The sequence below is a fragment of the Rhizobium sp. AG207R genome (genome assembly GCF_027109195.1).
In the GTDB taxonomy this organism is placed as follows: domain Bacteria; phylum Pseudomonadota; class Alphaproteobacteria; order Rhizobiales; family Rhizobiaceae; genus Rhizobium; species Rhizobium dioscoreae.
In genome coordinates this window covers 38,835-65,112 of sequence record NZ_JAEPVT010000002.1, presented here as the reverse complement: position 1 = coordinate 65,112, position 26,278 = coordinate 38,835, and the positions used below count along the sequence as shown (strand labels likewise).

Below are 26,278 nucleotides of genomic sequence, written 5' to 3'. Positions count from 1 at the left end.
CCATTGCCGCGATGATGTGAAGCGAGTAGACAGTGCCTGAATGCAAGTGCGCCGGTGGGGTGCGAAAAAGGAATAAGACTGCGTGTCCGAGAAAGCCGTAAAACAGCAGAACGCCCTGTGGGAGAACATCAAGGTCATCGTACAGGCGCTCGTCCTGGCCATGATCATCCGCACGTTTCTCTTTCAGCCATTCACCATCCCGTCAGGCTCAATGATGCCGACGCTTCTTGTCGGCGATTACATCTTCGTCAACAAGTTCGCCTACGGCTATTCCAAGTATTCAATGCCGTTCTCGCCGGATCTGTTCAGCGGCCGCATCCTGGGCAGCGAACCGAAGCGTGGCGACGTCGTGGTTTTCCGCTTCCCGCCCAATCCGGATGTCGACTACATCAAGCGCGTGATCGGTCTGCCGGGCGACCGCATCCAGGTGAAGAGTGATATCCTCTACATCAACGGTCAGGCCGTTCCGCGCGAGCCGCATGGCACCTTCTCCTCGGACTACAGTCAGGAGCCGGGCGACAACATCGCCGTCTACAGCGAGCGCCTGCCTGATACCGGCAAGGTCTATGACACGCTGGATCTTTCGCCGAATTCGCGTGGCGACAATACCCAGGAATATGTCGTTCCGCCGGGCCATTACTTCATGATGGGCGACAATCGCGACAATTCCGACGATAGCCGTTTCGATGTCGGCTATGTCCCTGCCGAGAACCTGATCGGCCGCGCCAGCATCATCTTCTTCTCGCTGGGCCACGACACCTCGTTTCGCGAAGTCTGGAAATGGCCGACCAACATGCGTTGGGACCGTATTTTCAAGGTTGTCGAATGACGAAGGCGCAGACGCTCTCCCAGGCGGATCGTGCCAAGCTTGAGGTCGTTATAGGCCATGAATTCGCCGAAAAGGAGCGTCTCGACCGCGCGCTGACCCATGCCAGCGCGCGGACGCACAAGACGGGCAACTATGAACGGCTGGAATTTCTCGGCGACCGTGTTCTCGGCTTGTGCATTGCAGAATTGCTTTTCAAGACCTTCGGCGCGGCGACGGAAGGCGAGCTTTCGGTACGTCTCAACCAGCTGGTGAGTGCAGAGACCTGCGCTGAAGTTGCCGATGAGATGGAGTTGCATCTTTACATCCGCACTGGCGCCGACGTGAAGAAGCTCACGGGCAAGCGCATGCTCAACGTGCGCGCCGATGTCGTCGAAAGCCTGATTGCCGCGCTTTATCTGGATGGCGGCCTTGAAGTCGCCCGCGCGTTCATCCTGCGTTTCTGGGAGCGCCGGGCTATTCGGCCGGAAGGCGCAAGGCGCGATGCAAAGACGGAATTGCAGGAATGGGCGCATGCGAAATTTGGCGTCACTCCGGTCTATAGGGTTGATGATCGCAGCGGACCGGATCATGATCCGCGCTTCACGGTGACCGTGGAAGTCAAGGGTACAGCGCCCGAAACGGGAATAGAGCGCTCCAAACGTGCGGCCGAACAGATGGCGGCGACACGGATCCTGGAGCGCGAAGGTGTATGGCAGCCTCAGTTGACTGAGAAGTGACTGCCGGGGAATAGTGAAAATGAGCAATCAGCAGGACACCTCAGCCGAAGACGGCGCGGCTGAACATATCGGTCCGACGCATTCGGGCTTCGTCGCCCTTATCGGCCCCACCAATGCCGGCAAGTCTACGCTGGTCAACCGGCTTGTGGGCGCCAAGGTTTCGATCGTCAGCCACAAGGTGCAGACGACACGCGCCATCGTCCGCGGCATTGCCATTCACAACAATGCGCAGATCGTCTTCATGGACACGCCCGGCATCTTCAAGCCGCGCCGCCGGCTGGATCGCGCCATGGTGACGTCTGCCTGGGGCGGAGCCAAGGATGCCGACCTCATCATGCTGTTGATCGACAGCGAGCGCGGCTTGCGCGGCGATGCCGAGGCCATTCTGGAAGGCTTGAAGGACGTTTCCCAGCCGAAGATCCTGGTTTTGAACAAGATCGACCGCGTCCGCCGCGAGGATCTGCTGGCACTTGCCGCCGCCGCCAACGAGAAGATCGCCTTCGAGCAGACCTTCATGATCTCGGCGGAGAACGGCTCCGGCTGCGACGACGTGATGGATTATCTAGCAAAGACCTTGCCGGAAGGCCCCTGGTACTATCCCGAGGATCAGATTTCGGACCTGCCGATGCGCCAGCTCGCCGCCGAAATTACCCGGGAAAAGCTGTTCCTGCGCCTGCACCAGGAGCTTCCCTATTCCTCGCATGTCGAGACCGAGAAATGGGAGGAGCGCAAGGATGGCTCGGTGCGCATCGAACAGGTGATCTATGTCGAGCGGGAGAGCCAGAAGAAGATCGCGCTCGGCAAGGGCGGCGAGACGATCAAGGCGATCTCGACCGCGTCGCGCAAGGAACTCTCCGAAATTCTGGAACAGCCCGTGCACCTCTTCCTCTTCATCAAGGTCCGCGAAAACTGGGGAGACGATCCCGAGCGTTTCCGGGAGATGGGGCTCGATTTCCCGCATTGATGGAACTTTGCTTCCCTGAGCGCTTTATATTGCAGCGGTTTATCGGGCATGTCGCTTTGCCGCTGCAACTGAGGGGAGCATTTCATGACGAAGGCAGCTGCGACTGTGCATGGACAACGCACGCCCTGCCAGCAATGTCCACTAAGATCCCTGCCGCATTTCCGAGAATTCGAGCGCGACGAGCTGAATTTCATCAGCGGTTTCAAGAAGGGCGAACTTCTCGTCGACGCCGGTGCCACGATCTTTCTTGAAGGCGCGCATAGCGCCCACCTTTTCACCATCCTCTCCGGCTGGGGCTTCCGCTACAAGACGCTGGAGGATGGGCGCCGCCAGATTCTGAACTATGTGATGCCCGGCGACCTCATCGGATTGCAAGGTTCGATCATGGGCGAGATGCAGCACTCGACGGAGGCGCTTTCGCCGATATCGCTTTGCGTCTTCGAGCGCACGGAATTGATGGCGCTCTACAATTCCCATCCTTCGCTGGCCTATGATCTGACCTGGATCGCATCGCGAGAGGAGCGGATACTGGATGAACATCTTCTAAGCATAGGTCGCCGCTCCGCGCTGGAGCGTGCAGCCTATCTGATCGCGTATCTGCATCAGCGTGCCCGCGCACTCCGCTTGTTCAATGGCAGCAAGACCATCCCCATCCGGCAGCAGCACGTCGCCGACACGCTTGGTCTTTCGGTGGTTCATACCAACAAGACATTGAAAAAGTTGGCGGCGCGGAAGCTGCTGCTCTGGAACGAGCGAGGCTGTGAGGTTTTGGACAGCGAAGGCCTTGCTGAGCTCGCTGGTTGGGACGGCCTTGATTCGGTCAGGCGCCCCTTCATTTGAGGGCAGCCTTTTGCACAAACGACATGTCTTTTTTAAATGCTGACGACAACTGTATCAGCATAGATTATTGTTATCGTCACTTTTCGACCAGTTTCACCTTTTACTAACCGCGGCGGCAAAAGCGATTGGAGCATGGTGACGAGCCCATAGTCCCGCAGTGCAAAAAGTGCGAAGCGGATTGGAGGCGAAGTCATGTCACAAGAGACTGAGCCAAAACGGATGGGCAAAGCCATCCATTCAAGACGGGCCGATGATTGGCGCCGGAGGGATAGATGCGGGACTTTTTACGGGGTGCGCCAATTGGCGCGTACGTGCAAGGATGGCGCTGATATGACGTTTCAGCGCGTCCTTATACTAGAAGATAATCTTATCATTGCCATGGAGGCGGAGGAAATTCTTCACCTCGTCGGAATTCAACAAATTGAGATTGCTTCGAATCTGGAGCAGGCGGTCAACGCCATTCATTCGGAACATTATGATTTTGCAATGCTCGACGTGAATCTTGGGGAGTCGACCAGTTTCGGCTTTGCCCGATTGCTGATGGAGCGCGGCATTTCCTTCGGCTTCGTCAGCGGCTATTCCGATACGCTCGATTTTCCGGCAGATCTGCGGCATGTGCCGCTTTTGAACAAGCCTTTCGACGAGCAATCCATGCGCCTCTTCGTCGAGACGCTGGCCGGCAGTTCCCCGCTCGCCATGTGACAGCGGCAGTCATTTGTCCTAAACTCGAATCGCAGAAATCTTTCGGGGCAACCGGCCGATGCAATGGCAGGACCATGCGATCATTCTGGGCGTCAAACGTCTCGGCGAGACCAGCGTCGTCGCCGAGGTGATGACGCGTACCCGCGGTCGCCATATGGGATTGGTACGATCCGGCCGCTCGCGCGCCATGCAGCCGGTGCTGCAGGCCGGCAATCTCGTCGAAGTCACCTGGCGGGCAAGACTGCATGAGCATCTCGGCGAATTTCGCATGGAGCCGGTGACACTGAGGGCTGCGCGGCTGATGGAGACAGCGACCGCTGTCTATGGCGTGCAGGCGATGGCCGCTTTGCTGCGGCTGCTGCCGGAGCGCGATCCGCACCCGCACCTCTACGATGCCCTCGATGTCATCCTTGAAAACCTGCAGAATCCCGCCGACGCCGGCGAACTCTTCGTGCGCTTCGAGCTTGCCGTCTTGAATGATCTTGGTTTCGGCCTCGATTTGACGGAATGCGCGGCAACTGGCGTGCGTGAGGATCTGGCTTTCGTTTCGCCGAAGTCCGGGCGTGCCGTCTGCCGGGCAGCCGGCATGCCCTGGGCGGACAAGATGTTGGCATTGCCGCCGTTTCTGGCGACAGGGGCCATGATCGCCGCAGATAGGGAAAGCCTTTCCGCCGCTTTCCGTCTCACTGGCTTCTTTCTGCATCGACACGTCTACGAACCGCGCGGCATAGAGATCGCCGCGGCGCGCGACGGCTTTATGCAAGCCGCACTGAAGGCGGTTGCCGTCGCTTCGCTGAACGAGGGCATGGTATCCCCGGGCCTTGTCGTCAAAGGCTGAGCAGTAAAAGGCCTGCACAGAGGGTCAGTTTTAGCGCCGCTTGAGTGCCCAGCCTTCGGGCCGTTCCTCGAGCACCGTCACCGTATCGCCGATCTTCACAGCGCCTTCGCCACGCGGCACGGCATTCCAGCCGAAGAGCGGGCCGGGCACGCGCCGGTCGGCGGACATGCGGATACGGCCCATGGCGGGCATCGGATTCGGCACGTCGCGCGAACCGGTCTGCTGATCCTGCGTCGTCATGATGCAGCGCGAGCAGGGCTTGACGAGATCGAGACGGATGCCGCCGATTTCGATGGCGGCCCAGCGATCCTCCGGCCATTCCTCGTCGATATCGATGACGATGTTGGGGCGGAAGCGCTCCATGCCGACTGCGCCTTCGCCGTGCGCGGCAAGATTGGCGTTGAGCGCCTTCAGCGAGCCGGTGGTGGTGACCAGAATCTGGTAGCCATCGGAAAACGTAACAGGCGTATCCTCGCCGGCCCATTCCGGGTTGGCGATGCGCTTCGCGAGCCTGTCGAAGAACACCATCCTGACCTCGCGATCCAGCCAGGCCGACAGGGCCTTGTTGGTTTCTTCATCCGCGACGGAGGCGTTGACGGCTGATTTCCAGACGATGATATCCATGCGGTTGTCGGGGTGTGGCGGCGGCACGATGATGTCAGCCTTGCCCTCCATCTTCAGACGCAGATAGGAAGGCGCAGGCTGGATATCGATCCGGGCCAGTGCCTGCAATTCGCGCTGGGTGATGAAGTTGCCCGAGGGATCGACCAGCATGGCGCGGCGGTCGTCCGCGAGACCGAAGGCATCGATGGCTGCCGACGGAATGGCGATGCCGCGGGCGCTCTTGAGGGGATAGATGAAAAGATCGCTGACGCGCATGGGTGGCCCTCAGATTTCGTCGATGAACATTGCCAGCACGGTCTTCAGCCGGTCATGCCGCGCTTCGGCAAACCTGGCCCCCGTCTCGGTCTGGAATCCATCCGCAAGTTTGAACAGCTTTGTCTCGAAATGGTCAATGGCGAAGCGCTTGTCGTCAAGCGGCCGCTCTGTCGCAAGCGGATCGAACGGGTCGTAAAGGCCGGAACCGAGACGGCCTGCAATGTAGAAGCAACGTGCCGCACCGATCATGCCGATGGCATCCAGCCGGTCGGCATCCTGCAGGATCTTCGCTTCGAGCGTTTCCGGCTGCAGGTTGGCGGAGAAACTATGCGTGGTGATCGCATGCGCGGCAGCCGCAATATCCTCTTTCGCCCAACCGAGCTGTCGCAGAATGCCCGAAGCTTTCTCGGCTGCGAGCCGCGAGGCCTGCGCGCGATGCGGCGAATTTTTTTCGACTGCAACGCAATCGTGCAGCAGCACGGCCGCGGCGAGAATACGGGCATTGCCGCCTTCTTCGGCCTGGATGGCCATGGCATTGCGGAAGACGCGCAGGATATGGGCAATATCGTGCGAACCGTCATCGCCATCCGCGGCGTGGGGGATGAGATCCGCAGCCAGTGCTTCGAAGGGGGCGAAAGCCCGCGCCATCTTGTCGGTATTCATGGTCGCACTTGCTCCGGGATGATCAGTCGGCAGGTTCTTTCCTCCTACCGGGCGAATGGATTCGCCGCAATCACTCCGTCGCTTTCTTGCGCGTCAGGATTCTCTGGTAGAACAGGCCGATACCGATCAAGACAGCGCCGAGGCCGATGAAGGATAGCGCCCGGAGAAAGCCTTCAAGGTTCGCCATGTCGATCAGGAAGGCCTTGACGACGGCGATGAAGACCAGCACCGCCGAGGCGATGCGCAGGCTCCGGGCCTTGAGGCGGGTCCCGAGCCCGAGAAGCGCGATGCCGATCAGCAGCCAGACGACGGAATAGGAATAGAGTTCGCCCTGGATGAAACCGTTCCAGAAGGGAATGTACTCGCCCTGCCAGAAGCGTCGCACCGACAGGGTCGCCCATGCGAAGGCCATGACGGCCGCCGCGACCGCCAGCATGCCAACATAGGGTAGGGGACGACGATTGCGGGCAAAGAGCGCCAGGCCGGCATAAGCGATGGCTGGGAGGAGATAGGCGAGCAGCAGCAGGTTGAAGAGCGGGATGCCACCTGTGCTCTCACCCGTCATGAACGGGTTCAGCCCCAGCAGATGCAGGGTCAGGATCATGAAGACCGAAATGACGCCGAGCGCCATGCCGCCATAGCGGAAGACAGGGCTTGCGGCGCTGAGGTCGAGCGCCATCAGCGTCGCCGAAGCACCGATCGCCAGCAGCGTGTAGATCGACTGTTCGCCGAGCGTCGGAACCGCATCGTTCAGGACGCCGCCATTCATGGCATGACGCACGAGGATAGCGATCGTCAGCAGCACGAGGAAGCAGGCGAGCGCCTGTAAGGCGTTGCGCAGGCGCTGGCTCGGCGAAAGACGTGTGATAAAGGCAGCTAGGACGGCAAGGGCGGCCGGAATGCCGTAGCCGGCAAGCAGCATATTGAAGACCGGCGTCGTGCTGAGTTCCGAGGGATCGACGATCGTCGGCTGCCAGGCGATGCGCCCCATGGCGATGACCAGCGCAGCAACCATGGTCCATGGCAGAACGGGCCAGTTGCGCAGCCGTTCCGCCAGCAGGTAGACGATGCCGAGAATCGGCAGCAGGATCGTCGCGGTGGCATGATGCGCAAGCGTGTGCAGGGCGAAGACTGCGGCGGCAAAAGAGCCGGCCGCCAGGATATTCGTCGGCAGCTTCAACGCTTCTCCGTCTCGGCGATCCTGCCATTCCGCAAGCCCGACGAGAACTAGGGCCAGTCCGATGCCGTAAAGCCCATGCAGCCAGTCGAGCGTCCAGTTGCCGAAGTTGGCGAAGCTGATCGTCGCGATCGCCAGCGGCGTAACGACCATGACGAGGCTCCAAAGTGCGGCATAGGATTTCTCCGCCTGGGCGAAGCGCCTGAGGAAAAAGGCGCCGATCAGTACGAAGAGGGCGCCGAGGCCGAGCACTTCATAGAGCACCGTGCTCTGCAGACCGGCAGTTCCGTCCGTACCCGTGGATTCGATCCCGGCGATCCAGTTGGCCAGAATGCCGGACGCGCCGATGACGGCGACAAGTGCCGACAGGACCGTTGCCCAGGCTGCATGCAGGCGGCCGGCACCGAAGGCCGCTACCGCCGCAACGATCGCCGCAAACATGAATGTGGCGTCGACAATGGGATATCCATATCGAAGGCTGTAGCTGACGATGCAGAGCGATACCGTAAGCGCGCCAATCGCCGCCGTCAGCGTCATGCCGAGCGGCGGACGGGCGAGAAACGCCGCCCATCCCATGCCGGCACTCAATTGCTGAGGCACATCATCGGCGGGCGCCGTTGCGCTGTCTTCCTTTGCTGCCTCGGAGATCGGATAGCGCCCCGGCCAGAGGAAGATGGTGCCGCCGATCATCGCAAGCATAGCAAGCGTAACCGGCGTCAGATCGACGGTGGGGCTGAAGGTGATGTAGAGCAGAGGCCAGAGGCTCAGCAGCCCATTTGCTAGGGATGGCGCGATCAGCCAGCGGCGCAGGCGGGATGCCAATAGGGTCGCAAGCCAGGTCAGAACGAGATAGCTGAAGAGTGTCCAAGGGCGTGGCGCAGTCGATGCGATCAGGGCAGGGGTTGCCATTGATGCCAGCAGACCAAGGCCGGCAAGCGCCTGCCCATGCAACAGCGATAGTCCGAGCGTCGCGAGCGAGATCAGTGCGAGAAGAATGAAGGCGGTCGTGGGGCCGATGAATTCGTAAATGGCATGCGCGGCATAGGTCGCGCCGAACAGGGCAACGACGCCAGCCGCCGTCAAGACGCCAGGGATCATCGCATTCTGGAAGGCATTGTTCAGAACCGGTGCGGCGCGGCGGCGGATCACTTCACCCGCGGTAATCAGGACGAGACCGAAGAGCGCCGCAAGAACAAGCCGGACGCCGGGGCTGAGAAGACCGCTCTCGATCGAATATTTGACCATGAAGACGCCGCCGAGCGCCAGCGCGATGCCGCCGACCCAGACGGCCCAGCGTGCACCGATCGTGCTCTCCAGGCTTTCCTTCGTCTGCACGGATGTCTGGCCGGCAAGAAGCATGGTCTCTTCCTCGACCACATCCGCGACATTGTTTGCGGCGAGGGCCGCTTGCTCGGTATCGGGCGCGGAGGTGTCTTCGATCACCGCTTTCGGCTCTTCTTCGACAGGCTGTCCAGCAGCAAGAGCCATCGAATCCGTCGCAGGAATCGATTCGCCCGTTTCCGCTGTCTGCACCTTGCCCGCGAGAGCATTTTGCAGCTCCTGAACGCGCGCTTCCAGCTGTCTTATCCTTAGGTTGTGGCCTCGCAGTACCAGGATACCGACGACCAGGATGACGAGCGGTAACAATTCCATCATGTCTTCTCCATGGGCGATCCGCCGTAGCATATACGAAACCGCTCGCCGGGTAAGATTAGATAGTCAGATTCCCCTATGATTCCAGTGGATTATGCCGGACTACCTTATAACGGATCGCGAAGGGAACATTAGGAAATTCAGATTTACCGCTTGGGAACTATGGTTAATACTCATTAACAATTTGTCTTTACCGGCAGCGCGAAGCAGCTTAATAACGGCTCATAGTCCAACTCTGAATGTATTGCGTACAAACGACGTCGCATGAGGCGGCTCCTACCTTAGGAGGTTTGTATGTCCCATGTTTCTTCCGTATCCAACAGCTCCTACCCGTATCGTGGCACGCTTTCGCGCCTCGATTCGAACGGCGATGGTCTTTTGAGCCAAGAGGAGCGCGCGGTGGACGAGCGCCCCGGCATTCTCGAGGCCAGTAATACCGACGCTGCTGCCAATGGTTCGAATGGTGCACTGAGCGGCTTCATTGCCAAGCTCATGCAATTGCCGGGCGCCGATATCGCTTCCACGGCCAAGTCACCGGAATCCAATGTCAATTTCGACCTGGATCTGCTGTCGCCGATGGATGCCTATAACAGCACATACGGCCAATATGACGTCGACAGTATAGCGGCCTGACAAGCACTTTCGTCTGATGCAAGGCGACCTGCCGTAATGCCGGCAAGTCGCCTTATCATTTTGATTAGGGTCATTTTTTCCATTCACCGGAACCCTCATGCCTGCCACGCGTTGGGCAATTGCCACGCAGAACAGGGAGGGTGTTCCATGAAGCGGATGACGATCGTTGCAATTCTTGCCCTTGCCGCAGCCGCGCCCGCGGCAGCGCAAACCCAAAGTCAAAACACCGCCACTGCTGATTTCGTCGGTCTCGACGGTAAACAAGCCGGCCGGGCGACCTTGACTGAGGGCAAAAAGGGCGTGCTGATCGAGATGGAAGTGTCCGGCATGCCGGCCAATCGCTGGGTCGCCTTCCACATCCATGAAAATAGCCGTTGCGACCATGCGCACGGCTTCGAGTCCGCTGGTGGTCATTTCAACCCAACCAAGGCGGAACACGGCTTTCTGGCCGCCAACGGTCCGCATGCCGGCGATATGCCCAACCAGTATGTCGATCAGGATGGCAAACTGCGTGCCCAGGTCTTCAATGGCATGGTATCGCTGAACGGGAAAAACGGCATCCGCGGCCGCACGCTGATGATCCATGCCGACTCGGATGATTACCGCAGTCAGCCCGTCGGCGGCGCCGGCAAGCGCCTGGCATGTGCCGTCATCCAATAGGAAGCGGGTCCTTAAGCAAGCGAAGATGATTCGTGCCACTGAAGCGGCGGATGCCAAGCAGCGGTTGTTTCTGCTGCGTAGGCGCCCACCGGCGATATGATTCGGTGTCTGTCAATTATGGTTAATGGTGAATTAACACCAATCTTCAACCGGCAGGGCAAACAGACCTATCCTATCTGCAGATGATTAAGCGTGCCGGGGTCTATCAAACACGCGATGGCATTTGCCGTAGGAGATTTGGATGAGCGGGGTTTCTTCAATTGGAAGCAGCATGACAGCTGCCTCGTACAGTCCCTTGGATAAGAATCAGGACGGCGTCGTGGATGCTCAGGAGCTGGAGGAGGCGGCGCAGTCCGGCCTTCTGTCGGCGAGCATGCTCAACGATGAGGATAGCAACAGCAGCAGCGATCCCAGCGCGACGGATGTCTTTTCCGGCAATCTGGCCTCGATGCTGTTGCAGATGCAGCAGAACAGCCAGTCAAGCGGTTCCACGTCGGCCGACGGCTCTTCCGGCGAATCGCCCATGGACCAGCTGTTTGCCAGCCTGGACACCGATAAGGACGGCAAAGTCTCGCAGGACGAGTTCGTCGCTGGCCGTCCGAAGGATATGAGCGAGAGCGATGCTGAAAACCTGTTCAAGAGCCTGGATACGCAAAACGCCGGCTCCCTGACTAAGGATCAATTCGCCGAGGGTCTCGATGCCCTGAAATCGTCGGATGTCGCAGCCGCCGATATGCTGTCGCTGGAGCCCGATACGAGCGACAGCAGTCCAACGGATGCCGCGACACTTGCCAAGGATCAGGCGCTGGACGTCTTGTTGAACGACATGCAGGATCCGTCGTCGCTTTACCAGAATACTTATGGTCAGTATGACCCGGATCAAACGGATGTCGTCGCCGCGTGATCGCGGTTGTTCATTGCTGTGAAGCGAGCGGAGATTGCGAAACGCGGTCTCCGCTTTTTAAGCGCCGGTGCTCGAGTCGGCCAAGGGCAGCATGAAAGGTGCATTTCCGTCAGCATCTGCGCCACGGCCGATCTCTTTGACTGCAGCAACCAGCCGCCCCCGGCGTCCAAGCATGTCGTCGCCGATGGCAACGAGCCGGGCATTCGGCGTGACGAATGGCGAGCTCGCGCGCAGGCGGCGGACCAGCACAAGGTCGTTCTCCTCCGGGTGAACGGCCAAAGCTGCAATCAGTGCCGCCGCCGGCGAGCGTGAAATACCCATCCAGCAATGGATGAGCAAAGGTGCGCCTCGATCCCAACCGGTAGCGAAATCGATGATGGCGCGAACATGCGTCTCCTGCGGGGCGACGAGATCGCCGGTTCCGGCAAAGCTGATGTCGTTCATATTGAGCAGCAGATGCCGATCCGCCTTGATGACGGCGGGACGGTGAAAATTCTGCTCCTTGGCCATCAGGCTGATCATTTCGCGCGCGCCATGGCGAACGGCCATTTCGGCGATGCGCGCAAGCGGCGATACGATGATTGCTGTCACGCGCCGACCCTCATGGCGGCACGCTCTGCCTCGATCGCCTCGAAGCGCTTGAGGAACAGCCGTTGTGCCTCAATTGCCGGCATGGGGTCGATCGGCAGCATCTCGCGCGTGATGTCGCGCGGCTGGCCGAAGAATTTGCGGGCTTCATCGGGCGTGAAGCCGGCAAGCAGCGTCGCCTCGAAATAGGCCGAGATCGTATCGGCCTTCTTGATCTTTTCCTTGAGCTTTGGCGCGCAATGCGGGGGCAGGGCGAAGCGCCGGTAGATTGCCGCCTCGAGCCGCTTCTCCACGACCTTGTAATCGCCGCCGACGACGGACTTGAACGGCGATATCATGTCGCCGATCACATATTCCGGTGCGTCATGCAGCAAGGCGGCAAGCAATTCGTCGGGCGTTGCCGGATTGAGATGGCGAAAGATCGCCTCGACGACAAGGCTGTGTTGCGCCACCGAAAAGGCATGGTCGCCGGAGGTCTGTCCATTCCAACGCGCGACACGGGCAAGCCCATGCGCAATATCGCTGATCTCGACGTCGAGCGGCGAGGGATCGAGAAGGTCGAGCCTGCGCCCGGATAACATGCGCTGCCAGGCGCGCGCGGTCGTCGCCGATGTCATGCCGACGCCTCGTCGGCGCGGGTGGGGAAGGAGAGGCCGGACCAGGTTGGAAGAGACACGGTGACGTCGACCTCACCAGCCTTTATCGGAACCTCTTCGGCGATGGCTTCGCCGGCCCGGTCTATGCGGACGATGGCTAGGCCCATATTGCCGGCGGTCGAGCCGAGCGTTCCGATCGGCTTGCTGCCGACGGTCAGTTCCGTGCCGGAGGGCGGCAATTCGGCGCTGCCGTTGACGATGACGACACGCCTGCGCGCCGTGCCGCGATGATGCATACGGGAAACCACTTCCTGGCCGATATAGCAGCCCTTGCGGAAGCCCAGTCCGCCATTCAGATCCATCAGCACGTCATGCGGGAACGCGTCCTGCAATGCGAAATCGCGGCCGGAAATGGCGATGCCGTTGTCGATACGCAGGGCGTCATAAAGTGTCTCTGGATCGCTGCCGTGCTCGCCGGGCGTCCGGGTCAGCACAATTCCCGCCCTCGCGAAGCGGCTATCCTTGGGACCGCCGGCTGTGGCATCCCCCCATGCGGCCGTGACGCCCTGCATCTTCTCCACGACGAAATCGACCTTGGCTCGCAGGCGATACATGGTGAGCCGCTTGAGCAGGCTCTCCCGCTGCGCCGTGTCCGTTTCGAGCAGAAAGCCAGGGCCGTCCCGCCAGATCATGAAGTCGAACAGGATTTTGCCCTGCGGCGTCAGCAGCCCGCCTGGGCGCGCCTCGTCGGTGCCGAGCGAGACGAGATCGGTGGTGATGAGATTGTGCAGGAACGTCTCCGCCTCCGCGCCGGCAATGCGGATGAAGGAGCGCTCTCTGAGGAATACGGCTGGCATGACGGTTCCGCTGATTTGGCCTAAAGCACGTCACGATCTTTCAGGTCGCTTCCTGCGCTTCAGGTCTTTGTTCTTGCGCATGTCGTTGTCGCAAAACCGCTGCGCACTTTTGCGCGACATGCTTCATCACGCAGAGGTAGGGCCTTCGACGGGGAACCGCAAGTTCCCCGGCCGCATCATTCGCCCGAGGTGAAGAATTTCCAGCGGCCGTCCGGCGTGATGCCGACGCGATAAAAATTATAGCCGCCGAATTCCTGCATGTCGGCATAGTCGCCGGCCGTCACGATACGCATCAGATCGACCTTCTCCGGCGTGGAGAGTGTCTTGATGTCCTTCTCGGCGAAATAGGGCCAGACATAGACCTCATCAGGGGTTCCCTGGCCGACATGGGCAAAGCCGGTCGACATGATGTCGAGGAGAATGGACAGGATCTCAATGCCGTCGGGATCGCCTGAAAGATCATGCAGGGTCTTGATCGGATCTTCGCCGGGGTCGTCGGCGGTGACCTGCGTCTGCTTGAGCCCGCCGCCGACATTCATCAGCGGGCGCAGGCGCTCGAGATCACCGGAAGCGGCAGCCTCGACGATCGCCGCACGCAGCTTCTTTACCGGCTCCGGCGCCCTGTCGATATCGTAGAGGAATTCGACTGACTTGTTTGTGCTCGAAGCATCGCCGCTGCTCTGGCTTGCCTGCTTGTTGATCAGCGGATCGGGCATTGGCAGCGCGTTATTGGCAGGCGCTTCCAGCGCCTGCTCGATCGGCTTCTCGTTCTCTTTGGGAGTGGACTGTGCTGCGTCTTTCGCCTGGGAAGCCGGCGGGTTGAGCTGGGAAAAGGCATTGGCCGGTAGCGGCAAGGCGGTGCTGCCCAAAAGCAGGGTTACGGCAGCGAACGAGGCAATGGAACAGGTGACCGCATTGCCTGGAAAGATACGCATTAGCAATCTCTGAGTGTTATTGCAGGGTACGGTTCGGAGAGAACTCGCCAGCGAGCATGCGTTCACGCAGCGATTCGAGCAAGGCTTCGGCGCCCTGTTCCCCTTGATTCCGGATCGTCTCGCGAATCGCGTGGGCGATGGCGGCGTCGGCGATGATTTCGGGCTCGATGCCATCTGCCATGCCGTCGGCCCAAGCTTCATTCTGGTATTCCAGCGCTGCCTGCATCTTTTCATGAACGATCATGTCGTCGATTTCGTTCAGGCTGGTTTCCATTGTTTCTTTCCTCGAGACGTTCATGTCCTTACCACTTGCTTAATAACTCTATCAGCCTTTTCCCAAAACGACACGGCTCGCTATGAAAAGAGGTTAATAAATCGTCAATTTCCAAAGCGTGCGGTGATTTCTGTCGCCAGTGTTGCACCTTCGTTACGGTATCGCTCTTCCGCGACGCGGGCTTGCGGCGTGCAATTCGTGTAAACCGATGCAAAGGACCGATATCCACGGTTGAAAGCGGCAGTGAGCCTTTCCTTTCGTTTCGGCTCGCTCTTGGTCTCCGTGTCGAGCAAGTGCTGCATGTCGCCGCGCCATCCGTCTTCCTGCGTCGGGCTACATAGATTGCGCAGATAGTCGATCGAACCGAGAATTTCGGAGAGCCGGGAAAGCTGCTCGTCATATGGCGCAGGCTGCTCGGCATTCGCATTATCGGCAGCCTGTGCCGGTGGCGCGCTTGCTGCTGGCTGTGCGGCAGCGGGAAGGGCTGCGGCAAGCGCGATGCAGATCAGAAGCGGTCGGCCAAGGCTGTTATGAATCATGTAACCATGTTGACCGGACAAGCATGACGGGAACAAGGCGCGAGGGGCGGTTTCCACGCCGATATTGCTCAGCATCGTTAATTTCGGCGCCGAGCTATGCGTTTTCTGCAGCAAGTCGTTCCACGCATTCGAGCACACTGGCGGGAACGGGCAGGGTGCGCACCTCCTCCAGCGTGTACCAGCCAATGGCGGCCGCATCGTCGGCTGCTTCGGCGACCGCATCCTCATCGGCATCCACAAGAAAGACCGAGAGCAGGAAGTGGCTCGTCAGCGTTCCGTCCGCCGCGTGGGAGCGCAGGTCGTAAGTCTCGAACAGGCGGGGATTGCGCGCAGATATGCCTGTCTCCTCCTTGAACTCGCGCAGCGCCGCGTCGGCCGGTGTCTCTCCGTCTTCGGCCCGCCCTCCCGGAAAGGCATACATATCGGCGGACGGCGGATTGCTGCGCAAGACAAGCAGGAAGCGACCGTTGCGTTCGAGAATGGCGGAGGAGGCAGGGCGAGGGTTGGAAGTCATGGATCACTTTGCATTCGGATGAAGATCGATGCGCGATGGCAAGGAGCCATCTGCGGCCCATTTCTACAGGAAACGGCGCTTGCTGTCCCATGGGAAAGCCCCTTAACTCGCTGCCGGCGGAAGCCGCGATTCTGAATGCGCCGAATACGGGGACGATCGGGAATGATTTACGGGCTATATGCTTTGGCGGCTCTTGCCGAAATTGCGGGCTGCTTTGCCTTCTGGGCGTGGCTGCGTCTGTCGAAGCCCGTCTGGTGGCTTGCACCCGGCCTTGTCTCGCTAGTGCTCTTTGCATGGCTGCTGGCGCTGGTGCCGAGCGAGGCGGCCGGCCGCACTTTTGCTGCCTATGGCGGCGTCTATATTGTTGCCTCCATTCTCTGGCTCTGGTTCGCCGAAGGGCGGCTACCGGACCGATGGGATATTTCGGGCGCCGTCATCTGCCTCGTCGGGGCGGCGGTCATTCTGCTCGGTCCGCGCGGCTGACGTTAGGCTTGACCAGCCGCTTTTCGGGTGCAACACAGGCCTGATGTGCGGACGTTTCGCTTTGACATCGACGGCAGATCACGTGGGGGAAGCGCTCGGCGTCCTGCTGAACGAGGCTTTTCCCGCGCGCTACAATATCGCGCCGACGCAGCCGATCCTTGTCGTGATATCGGGCGATCGGCAGCGACCGGGAAGCAATCTGCCGGATCGTCGCGCCTTGCTCGTGCGCTGGGGCTTTATGCCCGACTGGGTGAAGGACCCCAAGGATTTCCCGCTTCTGATCAATGCGCGGGCGGAAACGGCAATAGCCAAGGCCTCCTTCCGCGCGGCCATGCGCCATCGCCGCATCCTCATCCCGGCATCCGGCTTCTACGAATGGCATCGGCCGCCGAAGGAAAGCGGCGAGAAGCCGCAAGCCTACTGGATCCGCCCCCGTAGCGGCGGCGTCATCGCTTTTGCCGGGCTGATGGAAACCTGGTCGTCGGCCGACGGTTCGGAAGTTGATACGGGTGCGATCCTGACGACGGCGGCAAACAGCGCCATTCGATCCATCCATGACCGCATGCCCGTCGTCATCAAGCCGGAGGATTTCGCCCGCTGGCTCGATTGCAAGACGCAGGAGCCTCGCGAGGTGCTTGGTCTGATGAAGCCGGTCCAGGAAGATTTTTTCGAGGCGATCCCGGTTTCGGATCGCGTCAACAAAGTTGCCAATATGGGGCCGGATGTGCAGACACCTGTGGTGCTCGATCCGGTCAGGAAACCGCCGAAGAAAACGGATCCGGACGATGGCCAACTAAGCCTTCTCTGAGCGGCCGCCATTTTAGCGGCCAGTGAGCGGAAATGCTGCCTGCCGGCATTGGTCGGCGGTGGGCAGAACTATATTCTCAGGCGATCTTCTTCTTGAGAGGCTTTGTCTTCAGCATCAGATGGGCTGCAAGAACGGCTTTCAGCCCCAGCGGACGATAATGCTTGCTGGGATCGATCTTTGCCTGCGGTTGTGCCGGCTGGTCCTTTTTCTGCGTCATGTTTCACTCCTCACCATGCTCCCACGGAGCATTTTTCGATTCACAGTCGAGTAGTGCTTTTTGTCGTAAATCATGACAAATCGAAGGCGTTTTCCAATCAGCTTTTGTAAACAACGACCATATTTCGAGAGATTAGCGCCGAAACCTCGTGTAGAATCCGCACTGCCGCAATGTTTGAATCTGCGGAAATGTCGCGCCGAGCTGGCCTTCCGTTGCGCCGATGAGCGACCGTCATGTCTCTGATTGATAAGGGAGACTTACAGACTAGCGGTTGCAGCCCGGCGATGCCGCCAGAGGACTGTTGTGCAGCGGTTTGATATGCCGGCGCTAGATATGTCGGCCGATGTCGTCGTTGGAATCGTCGACATTGGGATCGGCGGGGCCATTGATGGTGTAGGTGCCGTATTTCTTTGCCCAGGAGCGTGCGCCGAAGGGTAGGGACAGCAAATAGATGACGACGGTCACGACCATGACATGCCACGTATAGCTCATCAGCAGCGCGACATAGACGACGAGGCCGAGCATGATCGGCAGCACCAGATCGCGCCTTACGCCGTTGCCTTCCGATTTGCCGGACCATACGGGCAGACGGCTGACCAGCAGGAAGCCGATGAGAACCGTGTAGGCTGCGCCCCATAAGGCGAAGGTGCGGTCCGGCGTAAGGCCGAGAAAGCCGAGATAAACAGGCAGCAGCACCAGCATGGCGCCGGCAGGCGCCGGTACGCCGACAAAATATTCGGATTGCCACGAGGCTTTATGCTCGCGTTCAGCCATGACATTGAAGCGGGCGAGCCGCAGTCCGGCGGCGATCGTATAGATCAGCGCCGCGATCCAGCCGAGCGAGCGGGCCTGATCCAGCAGAAAGACGTAGACGACGAGCGCCGGCGCAACGCCGAAATTGACGATGTCGGCGAGCGAATCCATCTGCGCGCCGAATTTCGAGGTGGCCTTCATCAGCCGCGCGACGCGCCCGTCGATGCCGTCGAGGAAGGCGGCGACCAGCACCGCCACGACGGCGAGCTCGTAACGGTTTTCGAAAGCGAGGCGAATGCCTGTCAGGCCCGAGCAGATCGCCAGCACGGTGATCATGTTCGGCACGATCAGTCGCAACGGAATTTCCCGGAGACGCGGTCCACGCGCTTCGTCATTGGGCCCGTGCGGCTCGAAAGGCGGAAAAGGCGTCTTCATCTCGCTCGTGTTCCTACACTTCAGCTGCGGCGGCTAAGGGTTGCGCCCTTGACCGAGCCGAATTCGGCAATGACGGTTTCGCCGGCGATCGCCCGCTGGCCGACGGCAACGCGCGACGAAGCGCCTTCCGGCAGGAAGACATCGAGGCGCGAGCCGAAGCGGATGAGGCCGATGCGTTCGCCGGCATCCAGCGGCTCGTTCGGATGGACGAAGCAAAGAATGCGGCGGGCAACGAGGCCGGCAATCTGCACGACGCCGATTTCGCCATGCTTCGTTTCGATCACCAGGCCGTTGCGTTCATTCTGTTCGCTGGCCTTGTCGAGTTCGGCATTGAGGAAGCTGCCCTGGCGATAGGCGACGTTGGTGATGCGACCGCGCATCGGCGAACGGTTCACATGGCAATCGAAGACATTCATGAAGATCGAGATACGCAGCATCGGCTGGCTGCCGAGATTGAGCTCGGCCGGCGGCGTCACCATCTGCACGCTCGAAACCTTGCCGTCAGCAGGCGATATCGCCAGATCATCGTCCTGAGGCGTCATGCGTTCGGGATCGCGGAAGAAATAGGCACACCACAGCGTCAGGATCAGGCCGATCCAGAAGAGCGGCTTGAAGATCCAACCGAGCACCAGCGACGCGACGAAGAAGCCTGCAACGAAGGGATAGCCCTCCTTGTGTATGGGAACGATGACGTTGCGTACGCTGTTCATCAAGCTCATCTATGGCCTACTCCGTTAGGGCATGCTCACCAGGAACCAGGCTCCGGTTCTTCGGCAAGATCATGCCAGTCAAAAGAATGAGAACAAGATAAGCGGTCTTGCTCTGAATACCAGTCGAGCGTGACTACAGGCAAACTCTGTCATGGGCAATGCTTTCGCGCGCTCGTCCTCAACGCAATCCGCGTCGAGCAAGATGCCAACGTTCCCCTGACTTGAAAAGTGCAGCCTGTGGAAACCCGTGCGGGACGCAATGAAAAGGCCGCCGATGGCGGCGGCCTCCTGTGTCCCGCGTCGGCCGATCGGAAATCAGAGGCCGAGAGCGGCGCGCAGTTCAGCCTTGGCGCCCTCATACTCGGTCTTGTAGTCCTCGTGGGTCATGATGGTTTCGGCGATGACGGTGCCTGCAATGCGGCCGGCTTCGATATCGGAAGCATAGTGGATGCCGCCGACGATACGGTTGTGGCCGTATTCCCAGGCGCGAGCCATGATGGCGGCGCGCTTTTCCGGCACCATGTTGGCAAGCACAATGCCCATCAGCGTGCCGACCGTGGTGTGGCCGGACGGATAGGAGCCGGACTTGGAGAGCGGCACGATCGGCTTGACGAGGTCGCTGTAGAGATGCGGGCGCGGACGCTTCCAGACATCCTTGGCGGGATCGACGACGGCGCCTTCGGTCTCGACGACGCGGTCGAAGAAGGCCGAAAACTTCGGCAGGTTTTCCTTGGTGAATTTCGGATTGTCGATGACGTCGGAGAAGCGCCAGACGTTCTCTTCGGCATCGGCCACGGCGCGAGCCGCCATTTCCGGCGTGCGGGTCACCTGGATCGTCAGGATTTCGCCGAGCTCAGCCTTCATCTGTGCGGAATCATTGGCGGGCGGAGGCGGCAGCAGATCGAGGAGGTTGATCTCCTTGGCATCGGTGAAAGGCTTGGCATCTTCGGCGAAAACCGGCGAGGCCAGGCCGACGACGAGCAACAAGCTGAAAGCTTTGGCAAAACTACGCATTTGAGGGGCTCCGTTGAAAAGACCCTCGTACCTAGCAAGCTGTCATCTCAGTCTCGTGACAACAATCGGTGCATAACCATTGCGCACCCGATGCTGTCATGGGCGGCGGAGTTCCATGCTTCCACGGTTTTTCTCAGCTTGCCGGCGCCAGTCGGTCGACAACGCCGAGATCGTCGTTTTCGCGTACCTGTTTCAGATGCTCCTCCGCCTGCGTTGCCTCGCGCTGGCGGCTCCACATGGACGCATAAAGCCCGTTCCGCGCCAGAAGCTCGGCATGCGTGCCGCGCTCGGCGATCACGCCGCTTTTCAGCACGATGATCTCATCTGCTCCGATGACGGTCGACAGGCGATGCGCGATGACCAAAGTTGTACGGTTCTTCGAAACGACATCGAGGGCAGCCTGTATTTCGCGCTCGGTCGTCGTGTCGAGTGCCGAGGTCGCCTCGTCGAGGATCAGGACCGGCGGCGCCTTGAGAATGGTACGCGCGATCGCGACGCGCTGCTTCTCGCCGCCAGACAATTTGAGGCCACGCTCGCCGACCTTGGTCTCGAAGCCTTCCGGCAGATTGCGGATGAACTCGCCGATCTGCGCGATCTCCGCGGCCGCGGTAACTTCCCCTTCGCTGGCGCTCGGACGGCCATAGCGGATGTTGTAGGCGATGGTATCGTTGAAGAGCACGGTATCCTGCGGCACCATGCCGATGACCTTGCGCAGGCTCTTCTGCGTGACGGTTCGCAGATCCTGGCCGTCGATGGTGATCGTGCCGTCCTGCACGTCGTAGAAACGATAGAGCAAGCGCGACAGCGTCGATTTACCGGCGCCCGAAGGCCCGACCACGGCAACCGTCTTGCCAGCCGGCACCTCAAAGGAGATGCCCTTCAGGATCGGCCGCGCCGGATCATAGGCGAAATGCACGTCCTTGAATGCGATTGCGCCATTACCGATGACGAGCTCCTTGGCGTCAGGCGCATCGACCACCTCGGGCTTGACCTCGAGCAGGTCGAACATCTCCTCGATATCGGTCAGGCCCTGACGTATTTCGCGATAGACGAAGCCGATGAAGTTGAGCGGTACGGAGAGCTGCAGCAGCATGGCGTTGATGAACACGAAGTCACCAACCGTGTGATGGCCGTTCAAGACGGACCAGCCCGACATGACCATCATCACCGTCGTGCCAAGGCCGAAGATCAAGCCTTGGCCGAAGTTAAGCCAGCCGAGCGACGTCCAGACGCTGGTGGCTGCCTTTTCATATCGCTCCATCGATTGATCGAAGCGTTTGGCTTCCATCTCCTCGTTGCCGAAATATTTGACCGTCTCGAAGTTCAGCAACGAATCGATCGCCTTGGTGTTGGCGTCGGTGTCGCTGTTGTTCATTGTCCGGCGGATGGAGATGCGCCAGTCGCTCGCCTTAACCGTGAACCAGATGTAGAGCCAGACCGTGACGGCCGTGACCGCGAGATAGGAAAAGCCATAGCCGCGCCAGAAGATGATGGCGGTTAGCAGGAATTCGATGAAGGTCGGAAACGTGTTGAGGATCGTGAAGCGGACGATCGTCTCGATGCCCTTGGTGCCGCGCTCGATGATGCGCGAGAGGCCTCCGGTCTTGCGCTCCAGATGGAAACGCAGCGAGAGCTCGTGCATGTGCACGAAGGTTCTGTAGGCGAGCTGGCGCACCGCATATTGGCCGACGCTCGCAAACAGGGCATCGCGCAGCTGGTTTAGGCCGAGCTGGATCAGACGCGTCGCGTTCGTGGCGATGATCAAAGCGATGGCGCCGACCAGGAAAGCAGGCAGAATGCCTTGCATGTCGAGCTTGCCGTTCAGCGCATCGACGGACCATTTGAAGAAGTAGGGGACCAGCAGCAGGAAAAATTTCGAGACTAGCAGGAAGACGGTCGCCCAGACCACCCGCATTTTCAGATCCATGCGCCCGCTCGGCCACATATAGGGCCAGAGATTGACGATCGTGTTCAATGGATTGCTGGAATCCGCCGATATGGTTTTCTTCTGGCCTGCCATGTCCGTCTCCGGCGAATGATTGGGCAGCCGGGTGTGGCAGCATTTGCACAGCCGACTGGCAAGCCTTCATAGCCAAGACATGGCCGTTGTGGGAAGGCTATGGGGTCGGGCGACGCTTATACTATTTTCATGCGGTATAAAAGCAGCGGCCAGGCGTTGCTGAGCCTGGCCGCTGCCAATGTTCACGATGGGCGGTCGTTGCCGCTAGAGATGCTCGCCCGAAAGCCGCTTGCGGTGAAGCTCCTCGGCATTCGGCAATGCATCCTTCGGCAGACCGAAGACCTGACCCGGCAGGATACGGTCCGGATTGTTGATCTTGTCCTCGTTGGCCAGATAGATCGTCGTGTAGCGCACGCCCGCACCGTAGATGCGGCGCGATATCTGCCACAGCGTATCGCCGCGACGGATGATGACGGCATTGGTGTCCTGCGACAGCGGTGCCTGTTCGAGCGTCTTCGGGCCACTGTCGTTGGATGAGACCTCTGTGTTCGGCTGCGCCGGTGCCGTCTGAGCAGGCTGCGTGATAACAGCGATCATCTGTTCGAGCCCAGGCAGCGCCGCGCCGACCGATTTCGGATCTTTCGGCAAAGCCAGCAAGGTGGCAAGCGCCTTGGAGGCTGTGCTCGAAGCGTCGGCAGCAGCCTTCTTCAACGCAGCACTGGCGTTGATGGTCGGCCGGAATTCAGACAGCGACTTGAGCGCGATTTCCGTGCCGGAGCGGGCGGCTGCGAGCTGCTCCGTATTAGGCTGCTTGCCGTCGGTAAAGAGGCCCTTGAGCAGCGCAAAAGCCTTGCCCGCGCCTTCCTTGAGCTTGGCAAGCTCGCCCTCGTCGAGCGGCACCATGTTTGCCGTGGCCGTCTGCCCTTGACCATTTGCGGCGGCGGGTGTCTGCGCCGCGACCGTCACCTGATTGCCCTCGGGGCGCGTGAAGTTGACGCTGGTCCGCACGACGACTTTGCCGGCGCCATCGAGTACGTCGACGCGGATCTTGTGATCACCGACGGCAAGAGGCATGGGTCCGTCCACGACAAAGTGACCGTCCGCACCCGCGACGTTCTCGCCGATGAGCTTGTCGTCGGCATAGGCGCGGACCTTGGCATTCGGCTTCGTGGTGCCGGCAACGAAGATATGATCGTTTTCGATCTCCACCGCATTGACCATGACGTCTGGATTCGCCTCTACCTTCGCTGCTGGCGGTGTTGCCGTGCCTGCCGCGGGATTGGCGGATGCGACCGCCGTACCATCCTGTTGCGGCTTGGCATCTGTCGTGGTCGTTTTGGCCTGAGTGTCGGCCGCGGACGCGTCCTGTTCGCCGGCGGTCACGCGGCCCTGCTTGGCGGAAGGCGCGGTGATGATGCGACTTGCAGCGCCTGGCTTCGACACCATCGCGAGAACCTGGGTGGAATTGTCCTTCGGTACGGAGACGGTTGCGATTTCCTCGGAACTGACGGCCTTACCGTCCTTGCCGGTCGCGCGCAGCACCAATTCGTGGTCTCCAGGCGGCAGCGGATTGTCGAGTACGGCGGCAAAGTCGCCGCTCGGGCCGACATTGGTCGTCGTGACAACCTTTTCGCCGTCGACGATCTCTAGCTTGGCATTCGGCTCGGCTGAGCCTGCGATAACAGTGGAGCCATCCGGCTCGACGCGCAATACGTCGAATGATGGTACGCGAGGATTGGCAGCCGAGTTGGTCCCGGGCGCCTGTTGCCCTGTCAGCGTTGCAAGAGCCTTGTCGATCGCCGCACTGGCTTCGGCAGCATTCTCGGGGAGAGATTGGATGATGGCGAGAGCCTTGCCTGCACCGTCCTGCGCTTTCTTAACGAGTCCCGTTGTCGTTGCGTCGATCCCTTCGGGAAGCGCGAAGCCGACGATCGATTGCAGGGCAGTAATCGCCTTTGTCTTCGCAGCCGTGAAGACATCCTGGGCCGGTGCATTGCCATCCTTGAAGAGCGCCTTCAAATCGGCCAGCGAAGCGGTTGCCGCGTCGGTCAGGCCGGTCAGCTTTTTCGCAAGATCTGCGGTGTTGACGGCGGTCGACACGGCATTCTGCGTGGCCTTGGTCGCGCTCTCGGCGGTCTCGCCAGCCTTCTGCGCATTTTGGTCGATCGTATTTTTCACCGCATTGCTGGCTTGATTGACCACGTTGCCGATCGGGGTCTTGTCACCGTTGATGCGCGGCATCACGAAGAAGACCATCAACAGGGTCGCAATTGCCAACACCAACAGAGCCAGCCAACCGGCACGGTTCTTCATCATCATTCATCTCCACGCGGCGAAGTCATCGCAACTCCTGAAATTGCTAGCGATTTCGCCTGCTTTTACAAGCTTTCTCAGCCATTTTCGCATGTCCCGACACAAGTTTTCCTTTGAAAAATCTTGACTGCGCACCTGCAGCATAGTTCTTTGCATCCATGACCGACGATTCCGCGCCAATTCGAACCATTTGCGTCTATTGTGGCTCACAGCCGGGACGCGATCCTTCCTACATGGCCGCTGGCCGCGAACTCGGCAAAAGCATTGCCGAAAACGGCCTGCGCCTGATCTATGGCGGCGGAACGAAGGGCATCATGGGCGCTGTCGCAAGCGGCGTGCTATCGCACGGCGGTCAGGTCACCGGCATCATTCCGGAATTTCTGGTCGATATGGAAGCGACGCGCCACTCGCTCGGTCAGCTCGACGAACTCATCATAACGCCGGACATGCATACGCGCAAACATGGCATGTTCGAGCGCGCCGACGCTTTCGTGGCCTTGCCGGGCGGTATAGGCACCCTGGAGGAGATCGTCGAGATCATGACCTGGGGCCAGCTGGGCCGTCACGAAAAGCCGATGGTTTTTGCCAATATCAACGGCTTTTGGGATTCGATGATGGAAATCGTCCGTCATATGCGGGACGAGGGCTTCATCCATACCGCCCATCGTGTCCAGCCGCTTGTGATCGACAAGGTGGCCGATATCATTCCGGCTATCCGCAAGCATGCGGCAGAGACGCGCGGCGACCGCGGCGGAGAAGAGGCCGTGATTTCCAAGCTCTAAAAGCTGTTCCGGCAAACGAGCAGCGGTTTTCGCTTAGGGCTGCGTGATGACAAGGGACGAGGCGGTTCACGGCTTTCTTGAAAGCCAAACCGCCACAAATAGCGATTTGCTAACCATATCGCCAGGTTATGCTCCTCTGCTCTGACGCAGCATCGACCAGCTATAGAGCACGAGACCGGCCCATATCAGCGAGAATGCAACGAGCTGCGTCGTGCCGAAGGGTTCCTTGAACAGGAAAACGGCGATCAGGAAGACCATTGTGGGAACAATGTATTGCATGATGCCGATGGTTGACATCCTCAAAAGCTTCGCACCATTGGCGAAGATCATCAACGGCAGCGCCGTCACGAGCCCGCAGCCGAGCAGGAGCCCGGTATCCGAAAGGCCGGTCTGGTAAAAGTGGCCTTCGCCGCGCGCTTCCAGATAGAGGATGTAAAATGCTGCCGGGATGCAGAGCAGTAGCACCTCGATGAAAAAGCCCTGGTTGGCTCCAACAGGCAGGGTTTTGCGGAAAAAGGCATAGAAGCCCCAGGAGAAGGTCAGCGACAACGCGACCCAGGGCAGGGTGCCGGCTTTCACCGTCAAAATGATGACGGCGGCGGCTGCAAGGCAGATCGCGACGATCTGCGTCGGCGTCAGCTTTTCCTTGAGTAGGATGGCGCCGAGCGCGATGCTGAACAGCGGATTGATGAAGTAACCGAGGGCCGCATCGAGCGAATGGCCGGCGCCGATGGCCCAGACATAGGTTCCCCAGTTGATGGTGACGAGCGCTGCCGTCAGCGACGCCATGGCGATTGTCCGCGGGTTGCGAAACGCCGCCTTCACGTCACCCAGCCGGCCGAGCGCCAGCAGCACGATCCCGGCGACGGGAACCGACCAGACGATGCGATGGGCGATGACCTCGAAAGCCGGGATATGCGCCAGCGCCTTCATATAGAGTGGCAGAACGCCCCAGAAGAGATAGGCCGTCATCGCAAAGCCGAAGCCGCGGATAGCGTCGTTGTTCTTGATTTCAGGTTTGACCGCGTCAGTGGCCATGAAT

At 60.0% G+C, this 26,278-nt stretch carries 29 protein-coding genes; 12 read left to right on the top strand and 17 right to left on the bottom strand.

Annotated features, from left to right (window positions below):
• The first annotated feature begins 82 nt into the window (after positions 1 to 82).
• The 6 genes from lepB to recO all read left to right on the top strand — a co-directional run bounded on the left by lepB (position 83) and on the right by recO (position 4,889).
• Positions 83 to 829: a signal peptidase I gene (gene lepB, locus JJQ51_RS04240; protein ID WP_113351661.1), complete on the top strand. Its 747-nt coding sequence runs from the start codon at positions 83 to 85 to the stop codon at positions 827 to 829.
• Positions 826 to 1,545, top strand: coding sequence for a ribonuclease III (gene rnc, locus JJQ51_RS04235; protein ID WP_113351662.1), 720 nt, complete (start codon positions 826 to 828; stop codon positions 1,543 to 1,545). Before lepB ends, rnc begins: the two co-directional genes overlap by 4 nt.
• Positions 1,546 to 1,564: 19 nt before the next feature.
• Complete coding sequence (gene era / locus JJQ51_RS04230) at positions 1,565 to 2,509, top strand: GTPase Era (protein WP_113329122.1); 945 nt, start codon at positions 1,565 to 1,567, stop codon at positions 2,507 to 2,509.
• Positions 2,510 to 2,593: 84 nt separating this feature from the next.
• Positions 2,594 to 3,349 carry a Crp/Fnr family transcriptional regulator gene (locus JJQ51_RS04225; RefSeq protein WP_113329121.1) on the top strand — a complete coding sequence of 252 codons (756 nt, stop codon included), beginning with the start codon at positions 2,594 to 2,596 and terminating at the stop codon, positions 3,347 to 3,349.
• Between the two features lie 219 nt (positions 3,350 to 3,568).
• Positions 3,569 to 4,051 (top strand): response regulator, encoded by a 483-nt coding sequence (locus JJQ51_RS04220; RefSeq protein ID WP_229002074.1) that lies wholly within the window; start codon positions 3,569 to 3,571, stop codon positions 4,049 to 4,051.
• Positions 4,052 to 4,109: 58 nt separating this feature from the next.
• Positions 4,110 to 4,889: a DNA repair protein RecO gene (recO, locus tag JJQ51_RS04215; RefSeq protein WP_152093491.1), complete on the top strand. Its 780-nt coding sequence runs from the start codon at positions 4,110 to 4,112 to the stop codon at positions 4,887 to 4,889.
• Between the two features lie 30 nt (positions 4,890 to 4,919).
• On the opposite strand, the gene JJQ51_RS04210 is transcribed toward recO, so the two are convergent.
• The 3 genes from JJQ51_RS04210 to JJQ51_RS04200 all read right to left on the bottom strand — a co-directional run bounded on the left by JJQ51_RS04210 (position 4,920) and on the right by JJQ51_RS04200 (position 9,264).
• Entirely contained in the window at positions 4,920 to 5,768 is an 849-nt protein-coding gene (locus JJQ51_RS04210) for an MOSC domain-containing protein (RefSeq protein WP_152093490.1), read from the bottom strand.
• A 9-nt stretch (positions 5,769 to 5,777) separates the two neighbouring features.
• On the bottom strand, positions 5,778 to 6,431 hold the full coding sequence (locus tag JJQ51_RS04205) for an HD domain-containing protein (protein ID WP_442967284.1): 654 nt from the start codon (positions 6,429 to 6,431) through the stop codon (positions 5,778 to 5,780).
• A gap of 70 nt (positions 6,432 to 6,501) precedes the next feature.
• On the bottom strand, positions 6,502 to 9,264 hold the full coding sequence (locus JJQ51_RS04200; RefSeq protein ID WP_269244374.1) for a DUF2339 domain-containing protein: 2,763 nt from the start codon (positions 9,262 to 9,264) through the stop codon (positions 6,502 to 6,504).
• 291 nt (positions 9,265 to 9,555) lie between these two features.
• On the opposite strand from JJQ51_RS04200, the gene JJQ51_RS04195 reads away from it, so the two are divergent.
• The 3 genes from JJQ51_RS04195 to JJQ51_RS04185 all read left to right on the top strand — a co-directional run bounded on the left by JJQ51_RS04195 (position 9,556) and on the right by JJQ51_RS04185 (position 11,458).
• Positions 9,556 to 9,894: a hypothetical protein gene (locus tag JJQ51_RS04195; RefSeq protein WP_113351666.1), complete on the top strand. Its 339-nt coding sequence runs from the start codon at positions 9,556 to 9,558 to the stop codon at positions 9,892 to 9,894.
• A 147-nt stretch (positions 9,895 to 10,041) separates the two neighbouring features.
• Positions 10,042 to 10,554, top strand: coding sequence for a superoxide dismutase family protein (locus JJQ51_RS04190; RefSeq protein ID WP_113390074.1), 513 nt, complete (start codon positions 10,042 to 10,044; stop codon positions 10,552 to 10,554).
• Positions 10,555 to 10,825: 271 nt separating this feature from the next.
• Positions 10,826 to 11,458 (top strand): EF-hand domain-containing protein, encoded by a 633-nt coding sequence (locus tag JJQ51_RS04185; RefSeq protein ID WP_269244373.1) that lies wholly within the window; start codon positions 10,826 to 10,828, stop codon positions 11,456 to 11,458.
• 57 nt (positions 11,459 to 11,515) lie between these two features.
• Here the strand turns inward: JJQ51_RS04185 and JJQ51_RS04180 are convergent, their stop codons facing one another.
• From JJQ51_RS04180 to JJQ51_RS04150, 7 genes are all read right to left on the bottom strand, one after another.
• Positions 11,516 to 12,049 (bottom strand): tyrosine phosphatase family protein, encoded by a 534-nt coding sequence (locus tag JJQ51_RS04180; RefSeq protein ID WP_113329115.1) that lies wholly within the window; start codon positions 12,047 to 12,049, stop codon positions 11,516 to 11,518.
• Positions 12,046 to 12,663, bottom strand: a complete 618-nt coding sequence (locus JJQ51_RS04175; protein WP_113329114.1) for a YfbR-like 5'-deoxynucleotidase — start codon at positions 12,661 to 12,663, stop codon at positions 12,046 to 12,048. Before JJQ51_RS04175 ends, JJQ51_RS04180 begins: the two co-directional genes overlap by 4 nt.
• Positions 12,660 to 13,499, bottom strand: coding sequence for a CAF17-like 4Fe-4S cluster assembly/insertion protein YgfZ (gene ygfZ, locus JJQ51_RS04170; RefSeq protein WP_113329113.1), 840 nt, complete (start codon positions 13,497 to 13,499; stop codon positions 12,660 to 12,662). Before ygfZ ends, JJQ51_RS04175 begins: the two co-directional genes overlap by 4 nt.
• A gap of 176 nt (positions 13,500 to 13,675) precedes the next feature.
• Positions 13,676 to 14,434, bottom strand: coding sequence for a hypothetical protein (locus JJQ51_RS04165; protein ID WP_113329112.1), 759 nt, complete (start codon positions 14,432 to 14,434; stop codon positions 13,676 to 13,678).
• A 16-nt stretch (positions 14,435 to 14,450) separates the two neighbouring features.
• Positions 14,451 to 14,708 (bottom strand): hypothetical protein, encoded by a 258-nt coding sequence (locus JJQ51_RS04160; protein WP_068385602.1) that lies wholly within the window; start codon positions 14,706 to 14,708, stop codon positions 14,451 to 14,453.
• Between the two features lie 104 nt (positions 14,709 to 14,812).
• A complete protein-coding gene (locus tag JJQ51_RS04155) occupies positions 14,813 to 15,247 on the bottom strand; it encodes a TIGR02301 family protein (protein ID WP_113329145.1) in 435 nt (144 codons plus the stop codon).
• Positions 15,248 to 15,341: 94 nt separating this feature from the next.
• Positions 15,342 to 15,761 (bottom strand): NUDIX hydrolase, encoded by a 420-nt coding sequence (locus JJQ51_RS04150; RefSeq protein ID WP_069616156.1) that lies wholly within the window; start codon positions 15,759 to 15,761, stop codon positions 15,342 to 15,344.
• A gap of 162 nt (positions 15,762 to 15,923) precedes the next feature.
• Here JJQ51_RS04150 and JJQ51_RS04145 point away from each other — a divergent pair, with 162 nt between their 5' ends.
• Positions 15,924 to 16,244 carry a YnfA family protein gene (locus tag JJQ51_RS04145; RefSeq protein ID WP_069616157.1) on the top strand — a complete coding sequence of 107 codons (321 nt, stop codon included), beginning with the start codon at positions 15,924 to 15,926 and terminating at the stop codon, positions 16,242 to 16,244.
• A gap of 43 nt (positions 16,245 to 16,287) precedes the next feature.
• Entirely contained in the window at positions 16,288 to 17,052 is a 765-nt protein-coding gene (locus tag JJQ51_RS04140) for an SOS response-associated peptidase (protein WP_269244372.1), read from the top strand.
• A gap of 76 nt (positions 17,053 to 17,128) precedes the next feature.
• On the opposite strand, the gene JJQ51_RS04135 is transcribed toward JJQ51_RS04140, so the two are convergent.
• The 6 genes from JJQ51_RS04135 to JJQ51_RS04110 form a co-directional block, all read right to left on the bottom strand.
• On the bottom strand, positions 17,129 to 17,269 hold the full coding sequence (locus JJQ51_RS04135; RefSeq protein ID WP_015339320.1) for a hypothetical protein: 141 nt from the start codon (positions 17,267 to 17,269) through the stop codon (positions 17,129 to 17,131).
• Between the two features lie 327 nt (positions 17,270 to 17,596).
• Positions 17,597 to 18,457 carry a CDP-diacylglycerol--serine O-phosphatidyltransferase gene (gene pssA / locus JJQ51_RS04130; protein ID WP_015339321.1) on the bottom strand — a complete coding sequence of 287 codons (861 nt, stop codon included), beginning with the start codon at positions 18,455 to 18,457 and terminating at the stop codon, positions 17,597 to 17,599.
• A gap of 20 nt (positions 18,458 to 18,477) precedes the next feature.
• A complete protein-coding gene (locus JJQ51_RS04125) occupies positions 18,478 to 19,176 on the bottom strand; it encodes a phosphatidylserine decarboxylase (protein ID WP_269244371.1) in 699 nt (232 codons plus the stop codon).
• Between the two features lie 306 nt (positions 19,177 to 19,482).
• Positions 19,483 to 20,181: an acid phosphatase gene (locus tag JJQ51_RS04120; protein ID WP_183811640.1), complete on the bottom strand. Its 699-nt coding sequence runs from the start codon at positions 20,179 to 20,181 to the stop codon at positions 19,483 to 19,485.
• 133 nt (positions 20,182 to 20,314) lie between these two features.
• Positions 20,315 to 22,201: an ABCB family ABC transporter ATP-binding protein/permease gene (locus JJQ51_RS04115; RefSeq protein WP_113351674.1), complete on the bottom strand. Its 1,887-nt coding sequence runs from the start codon at positions 22,199 to 22,201 to the stop codon at positions 20,315 to 20,317.
• A gap of 204 nt (positions 22,202 to 22,405) precedes the next feature.
• A complete protein-coding gene (locus JJQ51_RS04110) occupies positions 22,406 to 24,457 on the bottom strand; it encodes a LysM peptidoglycan-binding domain-containing protein (protein WP_269244454.1) in 2,052 nt (683 codons plus the stop codon).
• 155 nt (positions 24,458 to 24,612) lie between these two features.
• Here JJQ51_RS04110 and JJQ51_RS04105 point away from each other — a divergent pair, with 155 nt between their 5' ends.
• Complete coding sequence (locus JJQ51_RS04105) at positions 24,613 to 25,236, top strand: TIGR00730 family Rossman fold protein (protein ID WP_113329107.1); 624 nt, start codon at positions 24,613 to 24,615, stop codon at positions 25,234 to 25,236.
• Between the two features lie 126 nt (positions 25,237 to 25,362).
• Here JJQ51_RS04105 and rarD read toward each other — a convergent pair whose 3' ends face one another.
• Positions 25,363 to 26,274: an EamA family transporter RarD gene (gene rarD / locus JJQ51_RS04100; protein WP_113329106.1), complete on the bottom strand. Its 912-nt coding sequence runs from the start codon at positions 26,272 to 26,274 to the stop codon at positions 25,363 to 25,365.
• Positions 26,275 to 26,278: the final 4 nt, after the last annotated feature.